Annotated in this window: 20 protein-coding genes; 9 read left to right on the forward strand and 11 right to left on the reverse strand. The window is 46.4% G+C overall.

Translation table 11 applies throughout. The features are described 5' to 3' along the window. Nucleotide 1: 1 nt before the first annotated feature. Nucleotides 2-757 carry a signal peptidase I gene (lepB, locus tag COV52_02730; GenBank protein PIR11744.1) on the reverse strand — a complete coding sequence of 252 codons (756 nt, stop codon included), beginning with the start codon at nucleotides 755-757 and terminating at the stop codon, nucleotides 2-4. A gap of 187 nt (nucleotides 758-944) precedes the next feature. After that, nucleotides 945-2,747: an elongation factor 4 gene (locus COV52_02735; protein ID PIR11693.1), complete on the reverse strand. Its 1,803-nt coding sequence runs from the start codon at nucleotides 2,745-2,747 to the stop codon at nucleotides 945-947. 140 nt (nucleotides 2,748-2,887) lie between these two features. On the opposite strand from COV52_02735, the gene COV52_02740 reads away from it, so the two are divergent. Next, the gene (locus COV52_02740) at nucleotides 2,888-3,091 is read left to right on the forward strand and encodes a hypothetical protein (GenBank protein ID PIR11694.1); all 204 of its coding nucleotides are present in this window, start codon (nucleotides 2,888-2,890) and stop codon (nucleotides 3,089-3,091) included. 311 nt (nucleotides 3,092-3,402) lie between these two features. Here the strand turns inward: COV52_02740 and COV52_02745 are convergent, their stop codons facing one another. The 7 genes from COV52_02745 to COV52_02775 form a co-directional block, all read right to left on the reverse strand. Continuing rightward, a complete protein-coding gene (locus COV52_02745; GenBank protein PIR11695.1) occupies nucleotides 3,403-4,830 on the reverse strand; it encodes a hypothetical protein in 1,428 nt (475 codons plus the stop codon). A 352-nt stretch (nucleotides 4,831-5,182) separates the two neighbouring features. Then, the gene (locus COV52_02750; protein PIR11696.1) at nucleotides 5,183-5,503 is read right to left on the reverse strand and encodes a hypothetical protein; all 321 of its coding nucleotides are present in this window, start codon (nucleotides 5,501-5,503) and stop codon (nucleotides 5,183-5,185) included. A 4-nt stretch (nucleotides 5,504-5,507) separates the two neighbouring features. Then, nucleotides 5,508-5,807 (reverse strand): cytotoxic translational repressor of toxin-antitoxin stability system, encoded by a 300-nt coding sequence (locus COV52_02755; protein ID PIR11697.1) that lies wholly within the window; start codon nucleotides 5,805-5,807, stop codon nucleotides 5,508-5,510. A 174-nt stretch (nucleotides 5,808-5,981) separates the two neighbouring features. Beyond that, nucleotides 5,982-7,172 carry a tryptophan/tyrosine permease gene (locus COV52_02760; protein PIR11698.1) on the reverse strand — a complete coding sequence of 397 codons (1,191 nt, stop codon included), beginning with the start codon at nucleotides 7,170-7,172 and terminating at the stop codon, nucleotides 5,982-5,984. A gap of 3 nt (nucleotides 7,173-7,175) precedes the next feature. Then, nucleotides 7,176-7,544, reverse strand: coding sequence for a hypothetical protein (locus COV52_02765; protein ID PIR11699.1), 369 nt, complete (start codon nucleotides 7,542-7,544; stop codon nucleotides 7,176-7,178). A gap of 83 nt (nucleotides 7,545-7,627) precedes the next feature. Next, nucleotides 7,628-8,989 (reverse strand): hypothetical protein, encoded by a 1,362-nt coding sequence (locus tag COV52_02770; GenBank protein ID PIR11700.1) that lies wholly within the window; start codon nucleotides 8,987-8,989, stop codon nucleotides 7,628-7,630. Between the two features lie 89 nt (nucleotides 8,990-9,078). Further along, nucleotides 9,079-9,315, reverse strand: a complete 237-nt coding sequence (locus tag COV52_02775) for a hypothetical protein (protein PIR11701.1) — start codon at nucleotides 9,313-9,315, stop codon at nucleotides 9,079-9,081. A gap of 136 nt (nucleotides 9,316-9,451) precedes the next feature. On the opposite strand from COV52_02775, the gene COV52_02780 reads away from it, so the two are divergent. The 3 genes from COV52_02780 (at nucleotide 9,452) to COV52_02790 (ending at nucleotide 12,262) form a co-directional block, all read left to right on the forward strand. After that, nucleotides 9,452-9,817, forward strand: coding sequence for a hypothetical protein (locus COV52_02780; protein PIR11702.1), 366 nt, complete (start codon nucleotides 9,452-9,454; stop codon nucleotides 9,815-9,817). After that, a complete protein-coding gene (locus COV52_02785) occupies nucleotides 9,814-10,734 on the forward strand; it encodes a L,D-transpeptidase (GenBank protein PIR11703.1) in 921 nt (306 codons plus the stop codon). Before COV52_02780 ends, COV52_02785 begins: the two co-directional genes overlap by 4 nt. A 172-nt stretch (nucleotides 10,735-10,906) precedes the next feature. Then, a complete protein-coding gene (locus COV52_02790; protein ID PIR11704.1) occupies nucleotides 10,907-12,262 on the forward strand; it encodes a hypothetical protein in 1,356 nt (451 codons plus the stop codon). 80 nt (nucleotides 12,263-12,342) lie between these two features. Here COV52_02790 and COV52_02795 read toward each other — a convergent pair whose 3' ends face one another. Further along, nucleotides 12,343-12,759, reverse strand: coding sequence for a hypothetical protein (locus COV52_02795; protein ID PIR11705.1), 417 nt, complete (start codon nucleotides 12,757-12,759; stop codon nucleotides 12,343-12,345). A 233-nt stretch (nucleotides 12,760-12,992) separates the two neighbouring features. Between COV52_02795 and COV52_02800 the strand changes: the two genes are divergently transcribed. Beyond that, a complete protein-coding gene (locus COV52_02800; protein PIR11706.1) occupies nucleotides 12,993-13,268 on the forward strand; it encodes a type II toxin-antitoxin system prevent-host-death family antitoxin in 276 nt (91 codons plus the stop codon). A 277-nt stretch (nucleotides 13,269-13,545) separates the two neighbouring features. On the opposite strand, the gene COV52_02805 is transcribed toward COV52_02800, so the two are convergent. Continuing rightward, nucleotides 13,546-13,932 carry a hypothetical protein gene (locus COV52_02805; protein ID PIR11707.1) on the reverse strand — a complete coding sequence of 129 codons (387 nt, stop codon included), beginning with the start codon at nucleotides 13,930-13,932 and terminating at the stop codon, nucleotides 13,546-13,548. A 185-nt stretch (nucleotides 13,933-14,117) separates the two neighbouring features. Between COV52_02805 and COV52_02810 the strand changes: the two genes are divergently transcribed. The 4 genes from COV52_02810 to COV52_02825 all read left to right on the forward strand — a co-directional run bounded on the left by COV52_02810 (nucleotide 14,118) and on the right by COV52_02825 (nucleotide 17,024). Next, nucleotides 14,118-14,510 (forward strand): hypothetical protein, encoded by a 393-nt coding sequence (locus COV52_02810; protein ID PIR11708.1) that lies wholly within the window; start codon nucleotides 14,118-14,120, stop codon nucleotides 14,508-14,510. Nucleotides 14,511-14,605: 95 nt separating this feature from the next. Then, nucleotides 14,606-15,085 carry a L,D-transpeptidase gene (locus COV52_02815; GenBank protein PIR11745.1) on the forward strand — a complete coding sequence of 160 codons (480 nt, stop codon included), beginning with the start codon at nucleotides 14,606-14,608 and terminating at the stop codon, nucleotides 15,083-15,085. A gap of 3 nt (nucleotides 15,086-15,088) precedes the next feature. Continuing rightward, a complete protein-coding gene (locus COV52_02820; protein PIR11709.1) occupies nucleotides 15,089-16,285 on the forward strand; it encodes a DNA recombination protein RmuC in 1,197 nt (398 codons plus the stop codon). A gap of 97 nt (nucleotides 16,286-16,382) precedes the next feature. Further along, nucleotides 16,383-17,024 (forward strand): hypothetical protein, encoded by a 642-nt coding sequence (locus tag COV52_02825; GenBank protein ID PIR11710.1) that lies wholly within the window; start codon nucleotides 16,383-16,385, stop codon nucleotides 17,022-17,024. The last annotated feature ends 137 nt before the right edge of the window (nucleotides 17,025-17,161 follow it).

Raw genomic sequence — 17,161 nt, forward strand, 5'->3', positions numbered from 1 at the left:
CTTAGAAGCGTTTTCCTGTGCGGTTAAAGTGAATGCCATTGTGTAAGTTGATCAGCACAAACTCGGCTTTGCCTACCAGGTTCTTTTCCGGCACCAAGCCCCAGTAGCGGCTGTCGTAACTATCATCGCGATTATCGCCCATGGCAAGGTAGTAACCTTTAGGAACAGTGATGCTGTAGGGTGTGGTTTCACCGCCGTGTTGCCAAACGATAAGCTCGTGCTTCTTGCCGTTTAAATCTTCCTGCATAAGTTTGGCGGGGATATTATCGCCAGGTTCAAAGTCAAAGGTGTTTTTGACAAAAGTTTGTGGCATTTTTTTACCGTTGATATACAGCGTTTTGTTTTTGTAGACAATATGGTCGCCGGGTAAGCCGACAATGCGTTTGATGTAATCAATGCTGGGGTTAACTGGGTAGTGGAAAACCGCGATGTCACCAAGTTTTGGCTCGCCAACATTCAAGATTTTTGTGCCAGTGATGGGTAGGCGCAAACCATAACTAAACTGGCTGACGACCAATACATCACCCGGCATCACGGTGGGCTCCAGAGAGCCTGTGGGCACGCTGAAAAGCTGCCCAATAAAGGCACGGATAATCAGCACGGCAAAGAAAATCCAAAACAAAGAGCGTGAGTAGTCGATAATGAAGTTTTCTTTTCGCCCAGTGGCTTCGCGTTTGGCTCGAAAGAATTTGATGTCCAATAGCCAAACGATACCGCTGGCAATGGTGAGTATGACGAGCAAAGTTAAAATGTTGATGTTCAACACTTTGACGAACAACACAAAGACGGCGAATAAGAAAATGCCGCGAACATAAGGCATGTGCTTAGGGTCACCTTCTTGATTTTTGAGTCGTTTAGGCAGAAGGGCAAACACATCGTAAATCCATATCGCTGCGGTGACGATGATGGCGACAATGATGAGAGTTGAAAACATAGGGCTGTCCTTAATCGTTGACTTTTAGAATGGCGAGGAAAGCAGATTGCGGAATCTCTACTTTACCAAATTGCTTCATCCGCTTTTTACCGGCTTTTTGTTTTTCCAAGAGTTTCTTTTTGCGTGAAATGTCACCGCCGTAGCATTTGGCCGTTACGTTTTTACGTAAGGCTTTAACGGTAGTGCGTGCGATAACTTGGTTACCGATGGCTGCTTGAATGGCCACATCAAACATTTGTCTGGGGATGAGCTCTTTCATTTTTTCAGCCAAAGCGCGACCGCGATGTTGGGCGCTGTCTTTGTGGACGATCAGTGACAAGGCATCGACTTTTTCATTGTTAATCAGGATATCGAGTTTCACCATGCTTGCGGCTGAGAAGTGATTAAAACCGTAGTCCAATGAAGCATAGCCTCGGCTCGTGGATTTTAAGCGATCGAAAAAATCCAGTACCACTTCGTTCATGGGGATTTCGTAAGTCAGCGAAACTTGTTTGCCCATGTAATCCATGCGTTTTTGCACGCCGCGTCGCTCAACACATAATGTGATCACGCTGCCCAAATAATCTTTCGGCACTAGAATATTCACAGTCGCGATAGGCTCGCGAATCTCTGCGATTTTCGACGGGTTCGGCAATTTTGAAGGGCTGTCGATTTGCATAATGCTGCCGTCGGTCATTTTTAATTCGTAGATTACCGTCGGTGCTGTGGTGATAAGGTCCAAGTCATATTCGCGCTCGAGTCGCTCTTGGATAATCTCCATGTGAAGCATACCCAAAAAACCGCAGCGAAAGCCAAAGCCTAAAGCCGTGGAATTTTCCGGCTCGTAGAACAGTGAGGCATCGTTTAGGCTGAGTTTTTCCAGTGCATCACGAAAGGCTTCGTAATCATCAGAGCTCACGGTAAATACGCCGGCATACACTTGCGGTTTAACGCGTTGAAAACCGGGCAAGGGTTTAGCAGCGGGGTTGTGCGTGTGCGTGATGGTATCACCCACTGGCGCACCATGAATGTCTTTAACACCAGCAACCATGAAACCCACTTCGCCGGTGTATAGCGCATCTTTATGGGTGAGCTTGGGCGTGAAAATACCGACACCATCAACAGTGTAATTTCGCCCGTTAGACATGAGTGTAATTTTGTCTTTTTTGCGCAGTACACCGTGATTGATGCGTACAAGCGAAACCACGCCCAGATAGCTATCGAACCAGGAGTCGATAATCAAGGCTTGTAAGGGCGCATCCGGGTCGCCACTCGGGGCTGGAATTTGTGTGACAATGTTTTCTAAGATGTCGTCGATACCGATGCCACTTTTGGCGCTTGCGCGTACTGCATTTTTAGCGTCGATGCCGATGATATCTTCAATTTCTTGGGCAACACGTTCAGGTTCGGCTTGCGGTAAATCGATTTTGTTGAGTACCGGCACCACTTCCAGATTTTGTTCAATGGCGGTATAGCAGACAGCCAGTGTTTGTGCTTCCACGCCTTGTGCGCTATCGACCACCAAGAGCGCGCCTTCGCAGGCTGACAAGGATCGAGAGACTTCATAAGCGAAATCCACGTGGCCCGGGGTATCAATAAAGTTCAGTTGATAGGTTTCGCCACTTCTGGCGGTGTAGTGCAAGGTCACGCTTTGCGCTTTGATGGTGATGCCGCGCTCACGCTCGATATCCATGGAGTCCAAAACTTGTTCGGCCATCTCGCGCTCAGTCAATCCGCCGCATAAGGCGATGAAGCGATCAGCCAGTGTCGATTTTCCATGATCAATGTGCGCAATGATCGAAAAATTGCGGATATGTGATTGATTTGTTGCCATTTTTGATATTATTACCTTAAGGTGGCTCGCATTGTAAACAATGTGCCTGGGGTGGTCAATTGCCCCGCTGAGCCGGGAATCGATTGTTTTTTAAACCTATTGTGGTGTGCGCAAAAAAATCGCCCTAGCAAGAACAGGCGTTGCCCGTTGCCACATCTAGAGGCAATGCCGCGGTGGTTCCACTATCGTTGCTGCAGGATTCTGAGCCACTCGAGCAAGTTGTTTGCTTGAATATAGAATTCGAAAAGTTTTTATTATCTCTTATTCTTGCGCAGTTTACGTTACTGACATTGCCAGGGCTGAAAGTATTGATGATTTTGTATAAATTAGCTTGTGAAATGTAGAAGGTCCTGCCAGCATAGGCAGCACATGCACAGCTGTTGTTATAGGCTTGGTTGACTAAACTACCAGTGCAGCTAGTTGAGCTTGAGTAAGTTGAGAAGAAGGTGATTGCGATCGAGATTTGCTTGTCCCCACCGTCAGCAGGCACGGTGAAAGAAAAAATATCTCCCGTAGCGCCCAGGCGTGCTTTGGCAAGGCTCGTTGTGGCATACTGCCATATTGTGGGCTTTGCAAATGCTGAGAAAGAAGTGCATAAGCTGAGCAGACTCAGGACGATAATCAATCGAGCAAAATACATATACGGACCTATTCTTTAAAAGCTACCTGTTTCAAGCTTTTTCTCATAATGCATGATCATTAAGACCATGACGCTAAGGCGAATAATATTATCATCTAGGCAGTGTTGAGTCTCAAACAATTTGCGCAATTGGGTAAAATTAATGTAGGGCTTAAGTACACCTGTATAATTTGGGTCGGTACGGCATAGAAAGTACTCAGGGAGCTGTTCGACTAGCTGTGCATAGGCAGCTGGTGCTGTAGCGCCGGCTTTATCGGAACGCCAAACTACAGAGTCAGGTAAATACGCTGCCATGGCTTTTCTTAGCAAATATCGACCGTGGCCGTGGCGGCGCTTAAAGTGCGCGGGCAATTGGTGAAAGAAACACATCAGCTCTGGGTCGGCGAGAGGGAAGGCGCAATCAATTCCGTGCGCTTTTGCAATGAGCTTTGATGTTTCAATACGCCTCTGCCAGTGAATGGATAACTCTCCTTGGATATAGGCGGCCTCTTTAGATTGTACGGTTTTGAACGTAGGCAAGATTCTGATTGGCGGCGTGTTACTTAGGATTAAATAGGGCCAATGGCTGTTGGCTTGTTGTCTATTTTGAGTGTTGTTTCTATAGGGGCGCGAGATTTTTTTACTCGAGTATAGCTCGCGATATTTTTTGAGAATGCGTTCATAAGCATAGCGTCCATAGGCTTTTTGGTTTCGAAATTCAATTAGCGCGTTATTCGCGTGCTGGCTCACTACTTCATCGCCGCCAAACCCTGATAACAGCGTGTTTATTTCGTACCTTTTGGCTAAATCGTAAACGTTATGATTTAGCAGAGGAAATAGCACCTCGCTGCAACCACCGAGGCATTCGGCATATTTTTCGATAATAAGTTCCAAGTTAAACCCTGATCGTATTCGATGCTGTGTTAGCTGAAGGTGATGGCTGACGAGCTCGCTCCAGCGTGATTCATCGTGTAGAAAATTTGCATCTCGCATCCAGGGTGGGATGGTGTTAGGTGTACCATGTGTGAAGGCATGCAGGGATGTTTTAGGGTGAATTTTTCGGGTTAATGCTGATACTGTGGAAGAATCCAGCCCGCCGCTTAACTCTAGAGCTGTGTGTCTATCGGGTGCGGCTCTTGTTACAGCGTTTAGTAGTTGTTCAAAAAGCTGATCTTTTGCTTCGTTTAGGGATAGACGCGGGCTTGGTGTCTTGGCTATCAGTTGAAATTGCTGTTTAAGTATCGGTGGTTTCCCTGGTGTGCAGTCTAATTCATAGCCTGGCGGGACACGAAAGATACCCTCGAATAGTGTTTGAGAGAGCAGCTTTGGATTAAGCCATAAGGCATCTTGTAATATGGCTTGCAAATAAGGCAGGTTCCACTTTGCTGACTCTTGGCGTTTTCTGAGCACTTCGGGGATGGACTCGCCAGTGGTGGTGTGGCCTTGATGGTAGCTATAAAACATACAGGCTATTTAGGAGGCAATTCCAGAATGGTCTTCAAAAAGTCCGCTGGGATTTCCATGGGTTTGATTGATCTCCAGCGTCATTAGCATGGGGGTTTGCCAGCTTTCTAAAGGGGTGGGCTTGTTCGAGCTTGAACGTATAATGCTTGGTTTTTTGTTGAGTTCTATTAGGTTAATCATTTTTGTTCAACTGTCTCTGCATATTTTCAGCTTCATCCCTGGACAAACTGTAGGGGTAAGGTGATAGTTACGTCAAGCGTTTAAAATAAAAACAAGCTTAAAATGTCCAAAAGCCAAGGGTCAGCAAAACAATCGCAGCAAGGTCTGTGATGGTGAGCATTAACAATACTTTTTACAAAAAACAACGATAGTCTATGCCAAATAGGGCTTCAATTCGCTTGGCCATGTTTTTGCCAATGGGGCGGCGCCCGTTTTCCATCGCGGAAAGGTTTTGTTGGGTGATGCCGAGCTTTTTAGCAAACTGCACTTGAGTGAGAGACTCTTTGTGCCTTAGGCCGCTCAGGCAGAGTGAAGGCTCACCAAAGGTTTTGATGAGGCCATTAAAGACCTGTGCAGGGCTTGCGGTGTCTTGCTTTGCTTCTGCGTGTTTGTAGAGCGCTAAAACTTCAATGGGGATTGTGTAACGCGTGCCTTGCCAGTTAATGTGTGCCATTGCCTTAGTAGGGTGCTTTTTCGTGTGTGCCGACATAGAGTATCTCCAGTAATTTCAACGCTTTGTTTTTTAGTTCCCAGCAGCAAACATACCTTGGACGACCTTTTGAAAGATGGCAGTGATAAATTTCGGCGCTGCAATTTCTTAATTTACCGAAATTTTTCCACTGCTTCCCGGCGTTAGGTCCATCAAGCTCTAAGCTTTTAACTAAAAGGTAGAGTGATTTTTGCGTTTTCACCGGTAACTGCCTAATTTGCTTTGTTGCTCTTCGATGAATGGTAACTTTCCAATTTTCTGTGTTCATGATATATCGCTTTTTGATTTAAATCAATTATTGATAAGCGTAAGTTTTTACGCCCTAGGCTGTTACTAAGCCCTATGGAGTTTGTTTGGCTAAACAAAAAAGGAAGGCCAATTGCGGGAGTTATGGTTATCGAAGGAAGAGCGGGAGGGTTTAATCTAAGCTATCACACGTTTTTTAAAATGTCCAAAACCCAATCACCAACAAAACAATCGCTGCAAGGCCCGTGGTGGCGAGTAGGGTTTTGCCGCCTGGGGTTTCAAAGCGCACATCGCCTTCGTGTTTTTCACGCATGCGATAGGCCATGAGTGCGGGCAAGAGAATTAATAAAATGACACATAAGATACCGGCAAAGGCCAGCGCTTGTATAAACGCGCCGGGGTAGACAAGCACAATCACTAGCGGGGGTAAAAAGGTTGCAGCGTAGACTTTAACGCGATCGTTGCCCTGTTTTTTGAGCTTTAAACCATCGGCCAAAAAATCTGAAAGGGATAAGGCTACCGCCAAAAAAGAGGTTAACACGCTGATGGAGGCAAACAAATGCACGGCGAAGGTGACGCTGGGGCGATTGAGCATTTGGCTGAGTGCGTTGGTTAAACCACTCACGGCTGAGCCGGATTGTGCGATTTGAATCAGGCCGTTTGAGCCGTGTAGCGGCAAGTTGCCTTGCACAACCAAACACCATAACCAATAACAGGCCAACGCAATAAAACTGCCGGCGGTGATCGCAATGCGCAAATGTTTCACATTGTCATTTAAGTAGCTTCTAAGGCTTGGGATGATGACTGCGAAACCAAACGAGGTGATGACCACCATGACAGCTGGCCAAATGGCGTGCGGTGAGCCGGTTTCTAATTGGTGAGTGGTGATGTGCGGGGAAATGATCACAAGCAGTGCGAAAAATGTGCCGAGCTTTACGGTCATGAGCAAGCGGTTGGTCCAGTCTACTGTGCGTACACCACGAATGACTATCGCGGCAAAAATTAGGGTGAAAATCAAGGTATCTAACACTTTGTATTTCGCCAGATGCACTTTGGCGAGAAGCATGTGCACCACATCGCTACCACCTGCGATATACGCTGATAACAAAGCGTAAAGTAATAAGAGGTATACGCACAACGTGATAATTTGCCCAGGCAAACCCAGCGAGGCTTTCGCCATGGAAATCAGGTTGGTGTTTTGTTTGAGTTTTAAGCTGACCTCTAAAATGTAAAACGCACCGGCGGTCATAAATACCCAGCAAACCAGCAAGGTGAGGGTGGTGGTGAGAAAACCGCTGGCGGCGGTGGCTGTGGGTAGCGCGAGTAAGCCTGCGCCAATGGATGTGCCGGCCACCATTAAGGTGCAACCGATTAAACGTAATAACATGTTCTAACTCATCTGCGGTGTATACAATAAAAAAATCACAAACATGACCGCATCGATCACAATGCTGACCAACGGTAAAGCGGAAAAATAAAATACATAGGCGTTATAAAGCACGGCAATTAGTAGGAAAAGCCACACACCGATGCGTTGCATGCGGAAAATGAAAAACAGTGCAATGATCATTAGGATGGATTCCAGGATGGCGGCCGGTGTGAACAATAGCCCAAACGGGGCAAGGCCTTGTTCTTCATTGGCAGGCACCACAAAGGCTGCATAGATCCAAAAAGCATTAAAAAATAGGCCCAGCCAGGTCACGATAGTGATCAAAGGTGGGCGAGGTTCGCCATCCCAGCGCGGTAAGTTAGGGCTCATGGTGTGACTCAGCTATTTCTTAAGCTAATAAGCATAATCAATTGCTTAGGGTCTGTCTACTGTTCGAGCCCGCACTGTGGGTACTAGGAAGGGCTTGGTGTGGCGCGCCTGTTAGCGTGCTCAAGTATTTCCTTGGCTTCTCGAATAACAGGACTAAACCCATGAGAAGTGCTTGAAAGTTTCATGTGAGAAAGTTGTTCGACTATCCTTGCTTCTTCTGGTTTAGGAGTGCGGTCAAGTTCGCTTTGATGCTCCCGAATCGATGAAGTTAGAGTTTGAATTGCTTTAGGGGCTTGATCGATGGATTTTTCTAAAGCCTCAATCCTTGCCTTAAGTTCGCTTAATTTTGCTTGCCTGCTCGCTATTTCTTGTTCAGTTAAGCGTCTATAACTGCGGCGATATTCAGTTCCTCTATCATAAGAAGTGTTATAGCCCAGCTCCCTGGCCTCATCATTGAGATTAACTCTTTTAGTTCCTGCATTATAATCCACAGTTGTTTTTTCAATTGCGTCTTGTTCTGCTTGAGGCAGTTTAGCCTTTAACGTGGATAACTCTGCCTGCATGGATTGAAGCATATTTCTTTGTTTCGATAGTTCCGTATCTAGATCGTTAAGCACGTTTTCTATCGCTGCGTAACTTTGATAAGCTTCGGTTTTTTTTAGCTTACTAATTAACTCAGAAATACGTGTTTTTGCAAGATTGACCTTGATTTCGTGGAAAAAAGCTAAAGGAGAATCAAAACTGCACGGTGCTGCGCCCGAAGCGGATCGAGCTCGTTTTAACGCTTGAATCTGTGTTCTAATATCATATGGATCTTCTAATGGCTCCCCGCTTGGTTTGGTTTTACGTAAAGAATCATGATGAAAAGAAGCACAAAGATCGATACAAGCCTGTTTAAATGCTGTTTGAGATTTAACTAGGGGTAAGTGATACAGTTCGATGAGTTGCGTAGAAAGGGCGTCCAAGCTTTCGTTATCAAGCCCATTAACTTTGTTAATGAAGTCATTATAAGCTTCCTCAATAGGGCGTAATCCTTGCTCAAGAGCTTGTTGATATTGATCATCAAGCGTTTCCCCTTTTGCCTTTAGTGCAGCAAAAAAATCCGTGTAATTTTGTTGGCCCTTAAGCTTTTTTTGGCATCGTGTATATCGCTCAGCAAGCGTGCGTTTTTTTGTGCTGAAACGTCCAAAATAGCATCCTTCCTCGGCTAAATAAGCTTCTATCTTTGCAATCAGATTTGAAGCCGAAATATAGCCCCTCCGACTATGGTAAGCTATGTGTGCCCTTAGACCGCTGCGAAGGTATGTGCGCACAATCTCATGGATAAACGTCGGAGAAAGTAATCTGTTAATTTCAGTAGCTAGGAAGCTTTTTGTTTGATTTAGTTGTTCCTCTCTTTTGGACTTTTCGATTGAGCATCGTTTATCTTTATAGGCTAACTCCATTTGCTCGAGCCACCCGCGTTTAAATTTTCCTAGGTCTGTAAGCTTCCCAGTCGTCGGTGGATGGTATCGTGCGCCAGGTTCAATTCCAGCTAGCTCGGGAGGTGGTGGCGCTGGCGGTAGCTGCCGTGGTGACAGTGGTGGAGCTGAGGGTGTGGGAAATGCTCTAAGCGGTGGTAAAGGTGGTGATGATGGGCGCTCGTTTGTTGAAGAAGTTGTTGTTGAAGGCATAATAAGCTCTTAATATTATTTTTAGCTAAATTATTGCACAAAAATAGGATGGTGTCATTAAATAAATTTTTGCAACTACTCACCAAGATATGATGCATTGTGCACGTTTCTTTGAAAAATAGTATTTTTCTTTGCGCGATGGAAATTCTTAAGGCAGCCGCGCTACCCTGGTTGGAAATAGCTGCAATCGCGTGTATGATTATTGAAATCTAAATGATATGAGTGAAGGATCTCATGGCAAATAAACATGTTTTGTTGGTGGATGATGAGCCTATCAGCCTAAAGGTCTTAGTCAGCAAGGTTCGTGGTGCAGGCTATGATGTGAAGGAATGTGATAGCGGCGAATGCGCGTGGGAGGCCTTGCAAAGTGACGCTCACTTTGATGTTATTGTGCTTGATCGTATAATGCCAGGTTTAGACGGCATGGCTTTGCTGCAAAAAATTCAGGCGGACGCTCGTTTGGCGCATATTCCTATTATTATGCTCACGGCGGTGGACGATAGCGATGAAATTATCGAGGCGATTTCTGCGGGTGTTTTCGATTACCTCACCAAACCGGTTGACGGCGATCGCCTTTTGGATTTGTTAAAAGCCCTATGAAAAAATTTCCCACCTTCCTTGCCTGTTTAGCTTTAGCGCCTGCATTGTTTGCGAGCGCATATTTTTACCCTAAAGCTCATTGCGATGTGATTGGTCAGTTGCAGCTGGCTTCCGTGGGTTTTTTTGACACGGTCACGAAAATTGATCAGCAGTATGACGTGGGTTATAACGACGTGGTCGAAGCCAACCCAGGGTATAACGTCGATGATCTCTCCTCCGGCGAGCAATTACTTATCCCGACGCGCTTTATTTTGCCGAGCGCGCCGCACAAAGGCATTGTGGTCAATCTTGCGGAGATGCGCCTGTATTATTTCGATCAAAAAGCCGGTGTGATTTTTACTTACCCGGTGGGTATTGGTAAACAAGGTGAGCTGACCCCTTTGGGTAAAACGATGGTGGTCAGTAAAAAGGTCGACCCCACGTGGACACCCACGCCGGATGCGCGTAAGCAGTTTAAAGCGACTTATGGTTTTGATCTGCCCGATAAATTCCCGCCAGGCCCTGAAAATCCGTTGGGGCAATATGCCATGCGTTTGGGCTTTCAACACACAAATATTTTGATTCATGGCACGAATGATCCGGCTGGCATCGGCAAGCGCGTGAGCGCGGGCTGCGTGCGCATGGCCAATGACAATGTGGGTGAGTTGTTTGATTTGGTCTATGCCGGCGTGCCGGTGACCGTGGTTAACGAGCCGTACAAGGCTGGCTGGGATGGGCGCAAATTATTGCTAGAAGCGCATCCACCATTAAAACAAAAGCCCGGACAGTTTATGGGCGGCTACCGCGCTGTGCTTGAAGCGGCCGCGAATCGCCCGCCGCATGCGGGTAAAGTGGTGATCAACTGGAAATTGGCCGGGCAAGTCGCCCACCTGCAGCTGGGTGTGCCGCAGGTGGTGGGCAAGCTCGTGGGTCGATAGGGCCGCTCTTTTTTTGATCAAAAATTCTCATCCTAAAAGTTCAGCGTATTAATTATTTTGATTAATCTTTTTATTTGTAGAGCCAGGTCTTTTTCGCTATGATTTCGCTCGGGATTGCGCCAGTCGCTGCATTAGCGAGGTGTACACACGCTGTGGCAATCCACTGAATACAATGAATTCGCTCGTCAAACAGCAGGGACAATTAACACTCACTATGAGGAATAGGTTCATGAGATTAAATAAAGTTTACCGTTTGTTATTGGTCACGGGTATGGCAGTCGGCGCGGCCAGTGTGGCGCAAGCCTCGGGCTTTCAATTATTCGAGCAAAGTGGTGCAGGCACGGGCGATTACCACGCGGGTGGCGCGGCTGAAGCCAATGATGCCAGCACGGAATGGTATAACCCTGCGGGTATGACGCGGATTAAGCATCAGCAGTTGTCTGTGGGTGGTGTGGTCATTAATACGAATATTCCTTTTCGTGGTACTGTCGAAGATAATTCGGTTAACCCCGGTTCACCTCAGTATGTTTCTACTCAAGGCGGCGGTTTTAACTTTGTACCTAATCTTCACTATGTTGCGCCAATCAGTAACAACTGGGCCTTTGGCTTTGGTGTGAATGTGCCGTTTGGCTTAAAAACAGATTACCCAAGTGATACCTACCTGCGCTATGTTGGCACTGAAACCAGTGTGCAAGCCATTGACTTGACGCCGTCACTTGCGGTGAGGTTTTCTCACGGTGTTTCGGTTGGCGCGGGCGCGGATATCGTCTACACCAAAGGTATTTTTGATCAGTACGCTGGGCTTGGTGCTGGCGGTGTTAACGACACCTCGAGCGATAACACCGGCCACGATTGGGCGTATGGCTTTCATGCGGGTATTTTGTATGAGCTAAATAATGCCACACGTTTTGGTATTGCTTATCACTCGAAGATTGTTAACCACATGAAGGGCACTAGTAAATTTAGTGGTCCTTTGGCGAATAGTGGCAACGGTGGCGTCGAAGAAAACAGTAATTTGCGCGCCAATTTTGCTTTGCCGCCTTCAACTGAGTTCAGCGTGTTTCATACCATTAACAAAAAGTGGGATATCATGGCCTCTGCGCAATACACGCAGTGGGATGTGTTTAAAAACCTTGTGTTGCAGAATGTTGCAGCCTTATCGTCATCTGACATTGATGTCGTGGTCCATGAAGGCTATAAAAATACGTGGAATTTTGCCGCAGGCGCGCATTACCACATTTCTTCGAAGTGGACGTGGAAATTTGGTGGCGGTTACGATATGACTCCGTCAAATAACCAGGATAGAAATATACAACTCCCTGACTCGAACCGTATCGCTGCTTCAACAGGTTTAGCCTATCAAGCGATGAATAACTTGCGTGTTGACTTAGGGTATACCCATTTGTTCATGAAAAATGCGCATATTAATACGACGCAGCCCGTTGATATTGCCCAGTCAACAACCATAGGAACGGTGAAAGGTTCGGCAGATATTATTGGCTTGGAGTTAACCTGGACAATCGTTTAGTTTTCTTTAAAGCTTAGAGAGTTTTACTGCGAGTAAACAAAAAGCCAGGTAGATGCCTGGCTTTTTGTTTGTGGTTGATGTTACTTTGAGCCAGTTTGAGCAATAACTAGCTGGCTGTTGTAGAATGGACCGCTTTGAGAAAGCTTGATTCCTAAATTGTTTGCAGTGGTTTGGAGCGTATAGTTGACGCCGTGCAGTGTACCTGTTCCCACCACTGTCCCCTGAGCTATACTAGAGGTGCTGCTTGGTAAGGCGTAAACCGTTACGGTGCACGCGTGTTGTACGCAGCTGTACTTGTTCAATATCTCAACCTGCTGAGCGGTCGATGTTACTTTTGTGGTATTGGCTGGCGTTCCGTAAGAGGATTCGATGAGCTTGCCATCAAGCGCAACATTCGAAAATAGGTTGCTCTGATTGTTTGTTGTCAATGTCGCCATCGCCGAACCTGACGCCAACAACGCACCTGCTGCGACTAAACTTAAAGTTAATTTGTTCATGTTTTTTCTCCGTTTGTTAATCCAATCGGCTTTTAGCGGCTTTAACCATTTTAATCAAGGTTAGGAATTCCGCCAAAACCTAAGAACATTTTAGTGTTTTTTGGATAAAAAGCAAGCAAATCCAGTTAAAATATTTTGAGGCTAATTGCATGAAAAATGGTGAAAATAAACTTCGCTTGCAATTTTAATTAAAATGATTAAACTCTGATTCAAGCAAAAATGAGACACAGCAGATGAAATCAGAAACCGCCACCGCCGCCAAAACCTATTTTGGTAAATTATTGGACGATGCTCGCAAGGAGCCGGTGATGATTACCAAGTCGGGCAGAGCTGTCGCGGTGATCATGGCTTATGAAGATTATGAAGCCTTAACGGCTCAAAGCACACCTCTCGCGGCTGATGCGCCCAAAAAGCCCAAACGTCGCAGCGTGGCCAAACGCTACCGCAGCATCCTCAAATACCGCATCAAACGCAAAGAGCGCGAAGAGAAGGGCAGCGGTTCCACTTAGCACCCTCTTTGGAGCGGCGGTGTACGTGTTGGTTTCTTCATTCATTAAGCCGGGGGTTTTGTCTTTGCGAGGCGCGAAGCGACGAAGCAATCTCCAGGTTAATGAGCCAGATTGCCGCGCTCACTGGCGTTCGCTCGCAATTGACGTTAGCGATAATCCGGGAAAAATTTAAACCCGGGTTATCGTCGCTGTCACTCCTCAACCCCAGGCTACGTTTGTAGCCCGGGTCGTGACCCGGGGAGGGTTTTTCTGGATTACATACAAGCAAGGCGCTCCATTAATCCTCTATGTGAGTAGTAGAATGATAGGTTACTTCTTGTTCTGGATGATCAGCGCTATCAGCGGTTTCGGAGTCGGCATCCTGGTCGCTCAGCATACGGATGTGGTCGCCGTAGATTACCCTTCCCCAGCCGGAACCAGGAGCACCCGAAATATCCGGCCTCTTTGGAGCCCAACTTTGACACTGCCCTTCCGAATGACATTCGCTTCGAGTAAAATCTGCACTTGCCGTTGAGTTCGGATTATTTGGCGCGGCATCGCCAGTTACAGCCACAGGCGCGACCGCCGGCTCAGAAGGCTGGGCGCTTGCAGATAGCATACCTGTCAGGGCCACTGCAGCGGTTAACGCCAAGGTCAGTTGTTTAAGTTTGAATGAATGAAACATCAGATAGCTCCTACTTAATACTGTTCATTAAGTGTACGTCAAAGGGGCTAAATTGCAATAGCCGAATAAAGTGAACAACACCGTTTATAGCCCGGGTCATGATCGCGAACAATTCATCCTTCCCTACTTGCAGGCGGCCTCAAAGCTTGCTAACGTCATTTTTTTCTTACCAGGAAGCCTTGCTCATGACAATCAAACCCCTGATCATCGCCATTACGTTTATGAGCGTATCAACGATCTGTATTGCTGCGCCACAAGCCGCGCCAACACCCATAATCACCAAAGCCTCCATTGATCAGAATTTCAAAACCTTACAAGATGAAATGCAAGAACTACAACAAACCTCAACAAAAATGGTCCAGCAAGCGCAAGATAACAGCCAGAAAAACCTCGATGGCGCAGTCAAACAACTGCAAGCGGAAATCGGCGCCCTACAAACGGCCATGAATCAAAATCTAAAAACACTGCAAAATAATACCCAAAAACAATACAATGACTTAGTCAATGAAGTTAAAGTGCTTAAACAAGGTTTGCAGCAAATCCAAAACCCGGATGCCGGCAGCACGGATCATCAATAGCCCCTGCTGGGCCGTGACTCTGGGAAATTTCTTTCTCGGATTACGCGCTTCGCGCTAATCCAATGAAATTTGATAAAAACTGCATTGGCTTAATCATGAGAATCAACATCACACTCTCCACACAAACCTTGACCCTGCTTAATGACGCCGGTCAAAACATCGCGCAGTACACCATTTCCAGTGGCGCGGCCGGTATCGGTCAGCAAATGGGGTCGTACAAAACACCATTGGGGAAACACCGTATCGCTGAAAAAATCGGGGCTGATTTGCCCGTGAATGCCGTGATGGTCGGCAGACGTTGGACAGGTGAAGTCTATCACGATGCGTTGGGGCAGGCGGTGCCCGATCGCGATTGGATTTTAACGCGTATTTTATGGCTTGAAGGTTTGGAGCCCGGGTTTAATCAGGGCGGCGAGGTGGATACGAAAAACCGTTATGTGTATATTCACGGCACGCCCGATAGCACCCGCTTAGGCATGCCCGGATCCAAAGGTTGTATTCGCATGCGCAATGATGACTTGCTCGCATTGTTCGAAGCCGTTACAGTGGGCACACCCGTGGATATTATCGAGTAAAGCATGATTGTAAGTGCAGTGATTCTCTCGGCTTTAGCCGTTCTTTTATTAATGATTTTAGTGTTTCGCAGTTTCTCTCAGTCGCAGCAAACGGCACAAGCAGCGCTGGTGCGCGAAGCGCAGTTTGAGACGCAAGAAAAATTACTCGCGCAAGTGAATCAGTTGCAATTAGCCTTGAGCGGCCAGCTTAATGACTTTCGTGCAGGTTTCGATAAGCATCAGCTCGAAGGTTTGAAAACCCTGCAAGAAAGCTTGCAAACCAGCTTGAAGCAATCACGTGAAGAGCTCGGCTTGCGCGTGGAGGGCTTAACAAATCGCACGGATGAGCGTTTAAAAGAAATTTCGGGGCAGGTGGAAAAACGTTTAACACAAGGCTTTGAGAAAACCACAGAAGTGTTTAACGATGTGATTAAACGCTTGGCTTTGATCGACGAAGCACAAAAGAAAATTACCGAGCTTTCTAGGAATGTGGTGAACCTTCAAGAAATTTTAGCCGATAAACGTTCGCGCGGCGCTTTCGGCGAAGTGCAGTTGTCGAACTTGGTGCGCAATGTGATGCCTGAAGAAAATTTCTCGCTGCAGCACACGTTTGCGAATGGCAAGCGCGCGGATTGTGTGTTGTTTTTGCCTGAGCCCAGCGGCACGATTGCGATTGATGCAAAATTTCCCTTGGAAAGCTACCAATCTATTTATAATTTGCCGGCCGGCAGCGCGGATCGCGTGCAAGCTGAACGGCAGTTCAAACGCGATATTCAAAAACACATTCAAGACATCGCTGAGCGTTATATTATTAAAAATGAAACCGCTGACGGCGCGGTGATGTTTATTCCGGCTGAGTCGGTGTTTGCTGAGATTTATGCGTATCATCCCGATTTGGTTGCTCAGGCTCATAAGGCCAAAGTCTGGATGGTTTCACCCACGACGATGATGGCTATCCTTACGACGGCACGCGCCGTCTTGAAAGATGAGGCTACACGTAAGCAAGTGCATATTATTCAGGATCATTTGGCTCGTTTGGCAAAAGACTTTAAGCTTTTCCAGTCGCGCATGGATGATGTGGCTCGCCATATTGCCAAAGCGCATGAGAATGTCGAGAAGGTGCATACCTCAGCGCGCAAGATTACTTCACGTTTTGAGAAAATCGAGCGAGTAGAGGTGGGTGAAGACACGCCTTTTAGCTTGGCTGAGCAGCCGGACTGAACCGCTGTTTTTTTGTGACAAATAAGTGACAAAAATCTTGCAAGTTGACTAAGTTTTGTTTAGAATTTCTCCTGTTTTGGTCATATTGACTAAAAAAATGGAGAGGAAATTTATGAAAATGACACGTATTGCAACAGCACTTGCTGTTTCTGCTATTGCTGCTTCAGCTTTCGCTGGTTCAGCGCCTAAATTAATGGGTGATAACAACACTTCTCACCAAGGTTTCTACGTTGGTGCGTTGGCAGGTTATGGTCAAACTAAACTAAGCGGCCAAGGCCTTAGTTCAAGCGGTGAAAAACTTTGGAGTTTTGCAGGTGGTTTGAACGGTGGTTACCAGTTCAATAACTACATCGCTGCTGAAGTCGGTGGTTTGTATTTTGGTGAGACGACGCTAGGTTCTGATTCTAGCACCGGTACTCAAGTTGATGTAAAAGCTAAAGACAACTACGCACTTTATGCTGCGGCTAAAGGCATGTTCCCAATTAATAATCAATTCGATTTGTTTGGTAAATTGGGTATTGCGGCTGTCCACACTAAGTATGATGCTGCGGCAGATGGCCTATCTGTTAGCCTTGGTTCACAAACCAACGCTTCGTTGTTGGTCGGCTTGGGTGGTGAATACTACTTCACGCAAAACCTTAGCATGTCATTGGAAGCGGATTATTTCTCACAAAATAATCACGGTAAAGCAACACCACGCCATATCGTTGGTTTGTTGGGTTTGGCTTACCACTTCTAAGAACATCCGTTCTTGTGAAAAGGCAGCTTCGGCTGCCTTTTTTATATCTTGATTAGGGCCTGTTTACAATTCATTTTCACGCTGCAAACTGAGTAAAGTTGGTCCAAATTGTTCATTCTTCTCGTTAAATAGGACTG

This window comes from Gammaproteobacteria bacterium CG11_big_fil_rev_8_21_14_0_20_46_22, from assembly GCA_002796245.1.
GTDB lineage: Bacteria > Pseudomonadota > Gammaproteobacteria > UBA12402 > UBA12402 > 1-14-0-20-46-22.

Coding starts and splice junctions, on each gene's coding strand:
- COV52_02735 (PIR11693.1), bottom strand. CDS start 2,747: ATGGCAACAAATCAATCACATATCCGCAATTTTTCGATCATTGCGCAC.
- COV52_02745 (PIR11695.1), bottom strand. CDS start 4,830: ATGTTTTATAGCTACCATCAAGGCCACACCACCACTGGCGAGTCCATC.
- COV52_02750 (PIR11696.1), bottom strand. CDS start 5,503: ATGGCACACATTAACTGGCAAGGCACGCGTTACACAATCCCCATTGAA.
- COV52_02755 (PIR11697.1), bottom strand. CDS start 5,807: ATGAACACAGAAAATTGGAAAGTTACCATTCATCGAAGAGCAACAAAG.
- COV52_02760 (PIR11698.1), bottom strand. CDS start 7,172: ATGTTATTACGTTTAATCGGTTGCACCTTAATGGTGGCCGGCACATCC.
- COV52_02765 (PIR11699.1), bottom strand. CDS start 7,544: ATGAGCCCTAACTTACCGCGCTGGGATGGCGAACCTCGCCCACCTTTG.
- COV52_02770 (PIR11700.1), bottom strand. CDS start 8,989: ATGGAGTTAGCCTATAAAGATAAACGATGCTCAATCGAAAAGTCCAAA.
- COV52_02775 (PIR11701.1), bottom strand. CDS start 9,315: ATGCATCATATCTTGGTGAGTAGTTGCAAAAATTTATTTAATGACACC.
- COV52_02780 (PIR11702.1), top strand. CDS start 9,452: ATGGCAAATAAACATGTTTTGTTGGTGGATGATGAGCCTATCAGCCTA.
- COV52_02785 (PIR11703.1), top strand. CDS start 9,814: ATGAAAAAATTTCCCACCTTCCTTGCCTGTTTAGCTTTAGCGCCTGCA.
- COV52_02790 (PIR11704.1), top strand. CDS start 10,907: ATGAATTCGCTCGTCAAACAGCAGGGACAATTAACACTCACTATGAGG.
- COV52_02795 (PIR11705.1), bottom strand. CDS start 12,759: ATGAACAAATTAACTTTAAGTTTAGTCGCAGCAGGTGCGTTGTTGGCG.
- COV52_02800 (PIR11706.1), top strand. CDS start 12,993: ATGAAATCAGAAACCGCCACCGCCGCCAAAACCTATTTTGGTAAATTA.
- COV52_02805 (PIR11707.1), bottom strand. CDS start 13,932: ATGTTTCATTCATTCAAACTTAAACAACTGACCTTGGCGTTAACCGCT.
- COV52_02810 (PIR11708.1), top strand. CDS start 14,118: ATGACAATCAAACCCCTGATCATCGCCATTACGTTTATGAGCGTATCA.
- COV52_02815 (PIR11745.1), top strand. CDS start 14,606: ATGAGAATCAACATCACACTCTCCACACAAACCTTGACCCTGCTTAAT.
- COV52_02820 (PIR11709.1), top strand. CDS start 15,089: ATGATTGTAAGTGCAGTGATTCTCTCGGCTTTAGCCGTTCTTTTATTA.
- COV52_02825 (PIR11710.1), top strand. CDS start 16,383: ATGGAGAGGAAATTTATGAAAATGACACGTATTGCAACAGCACTTGCT.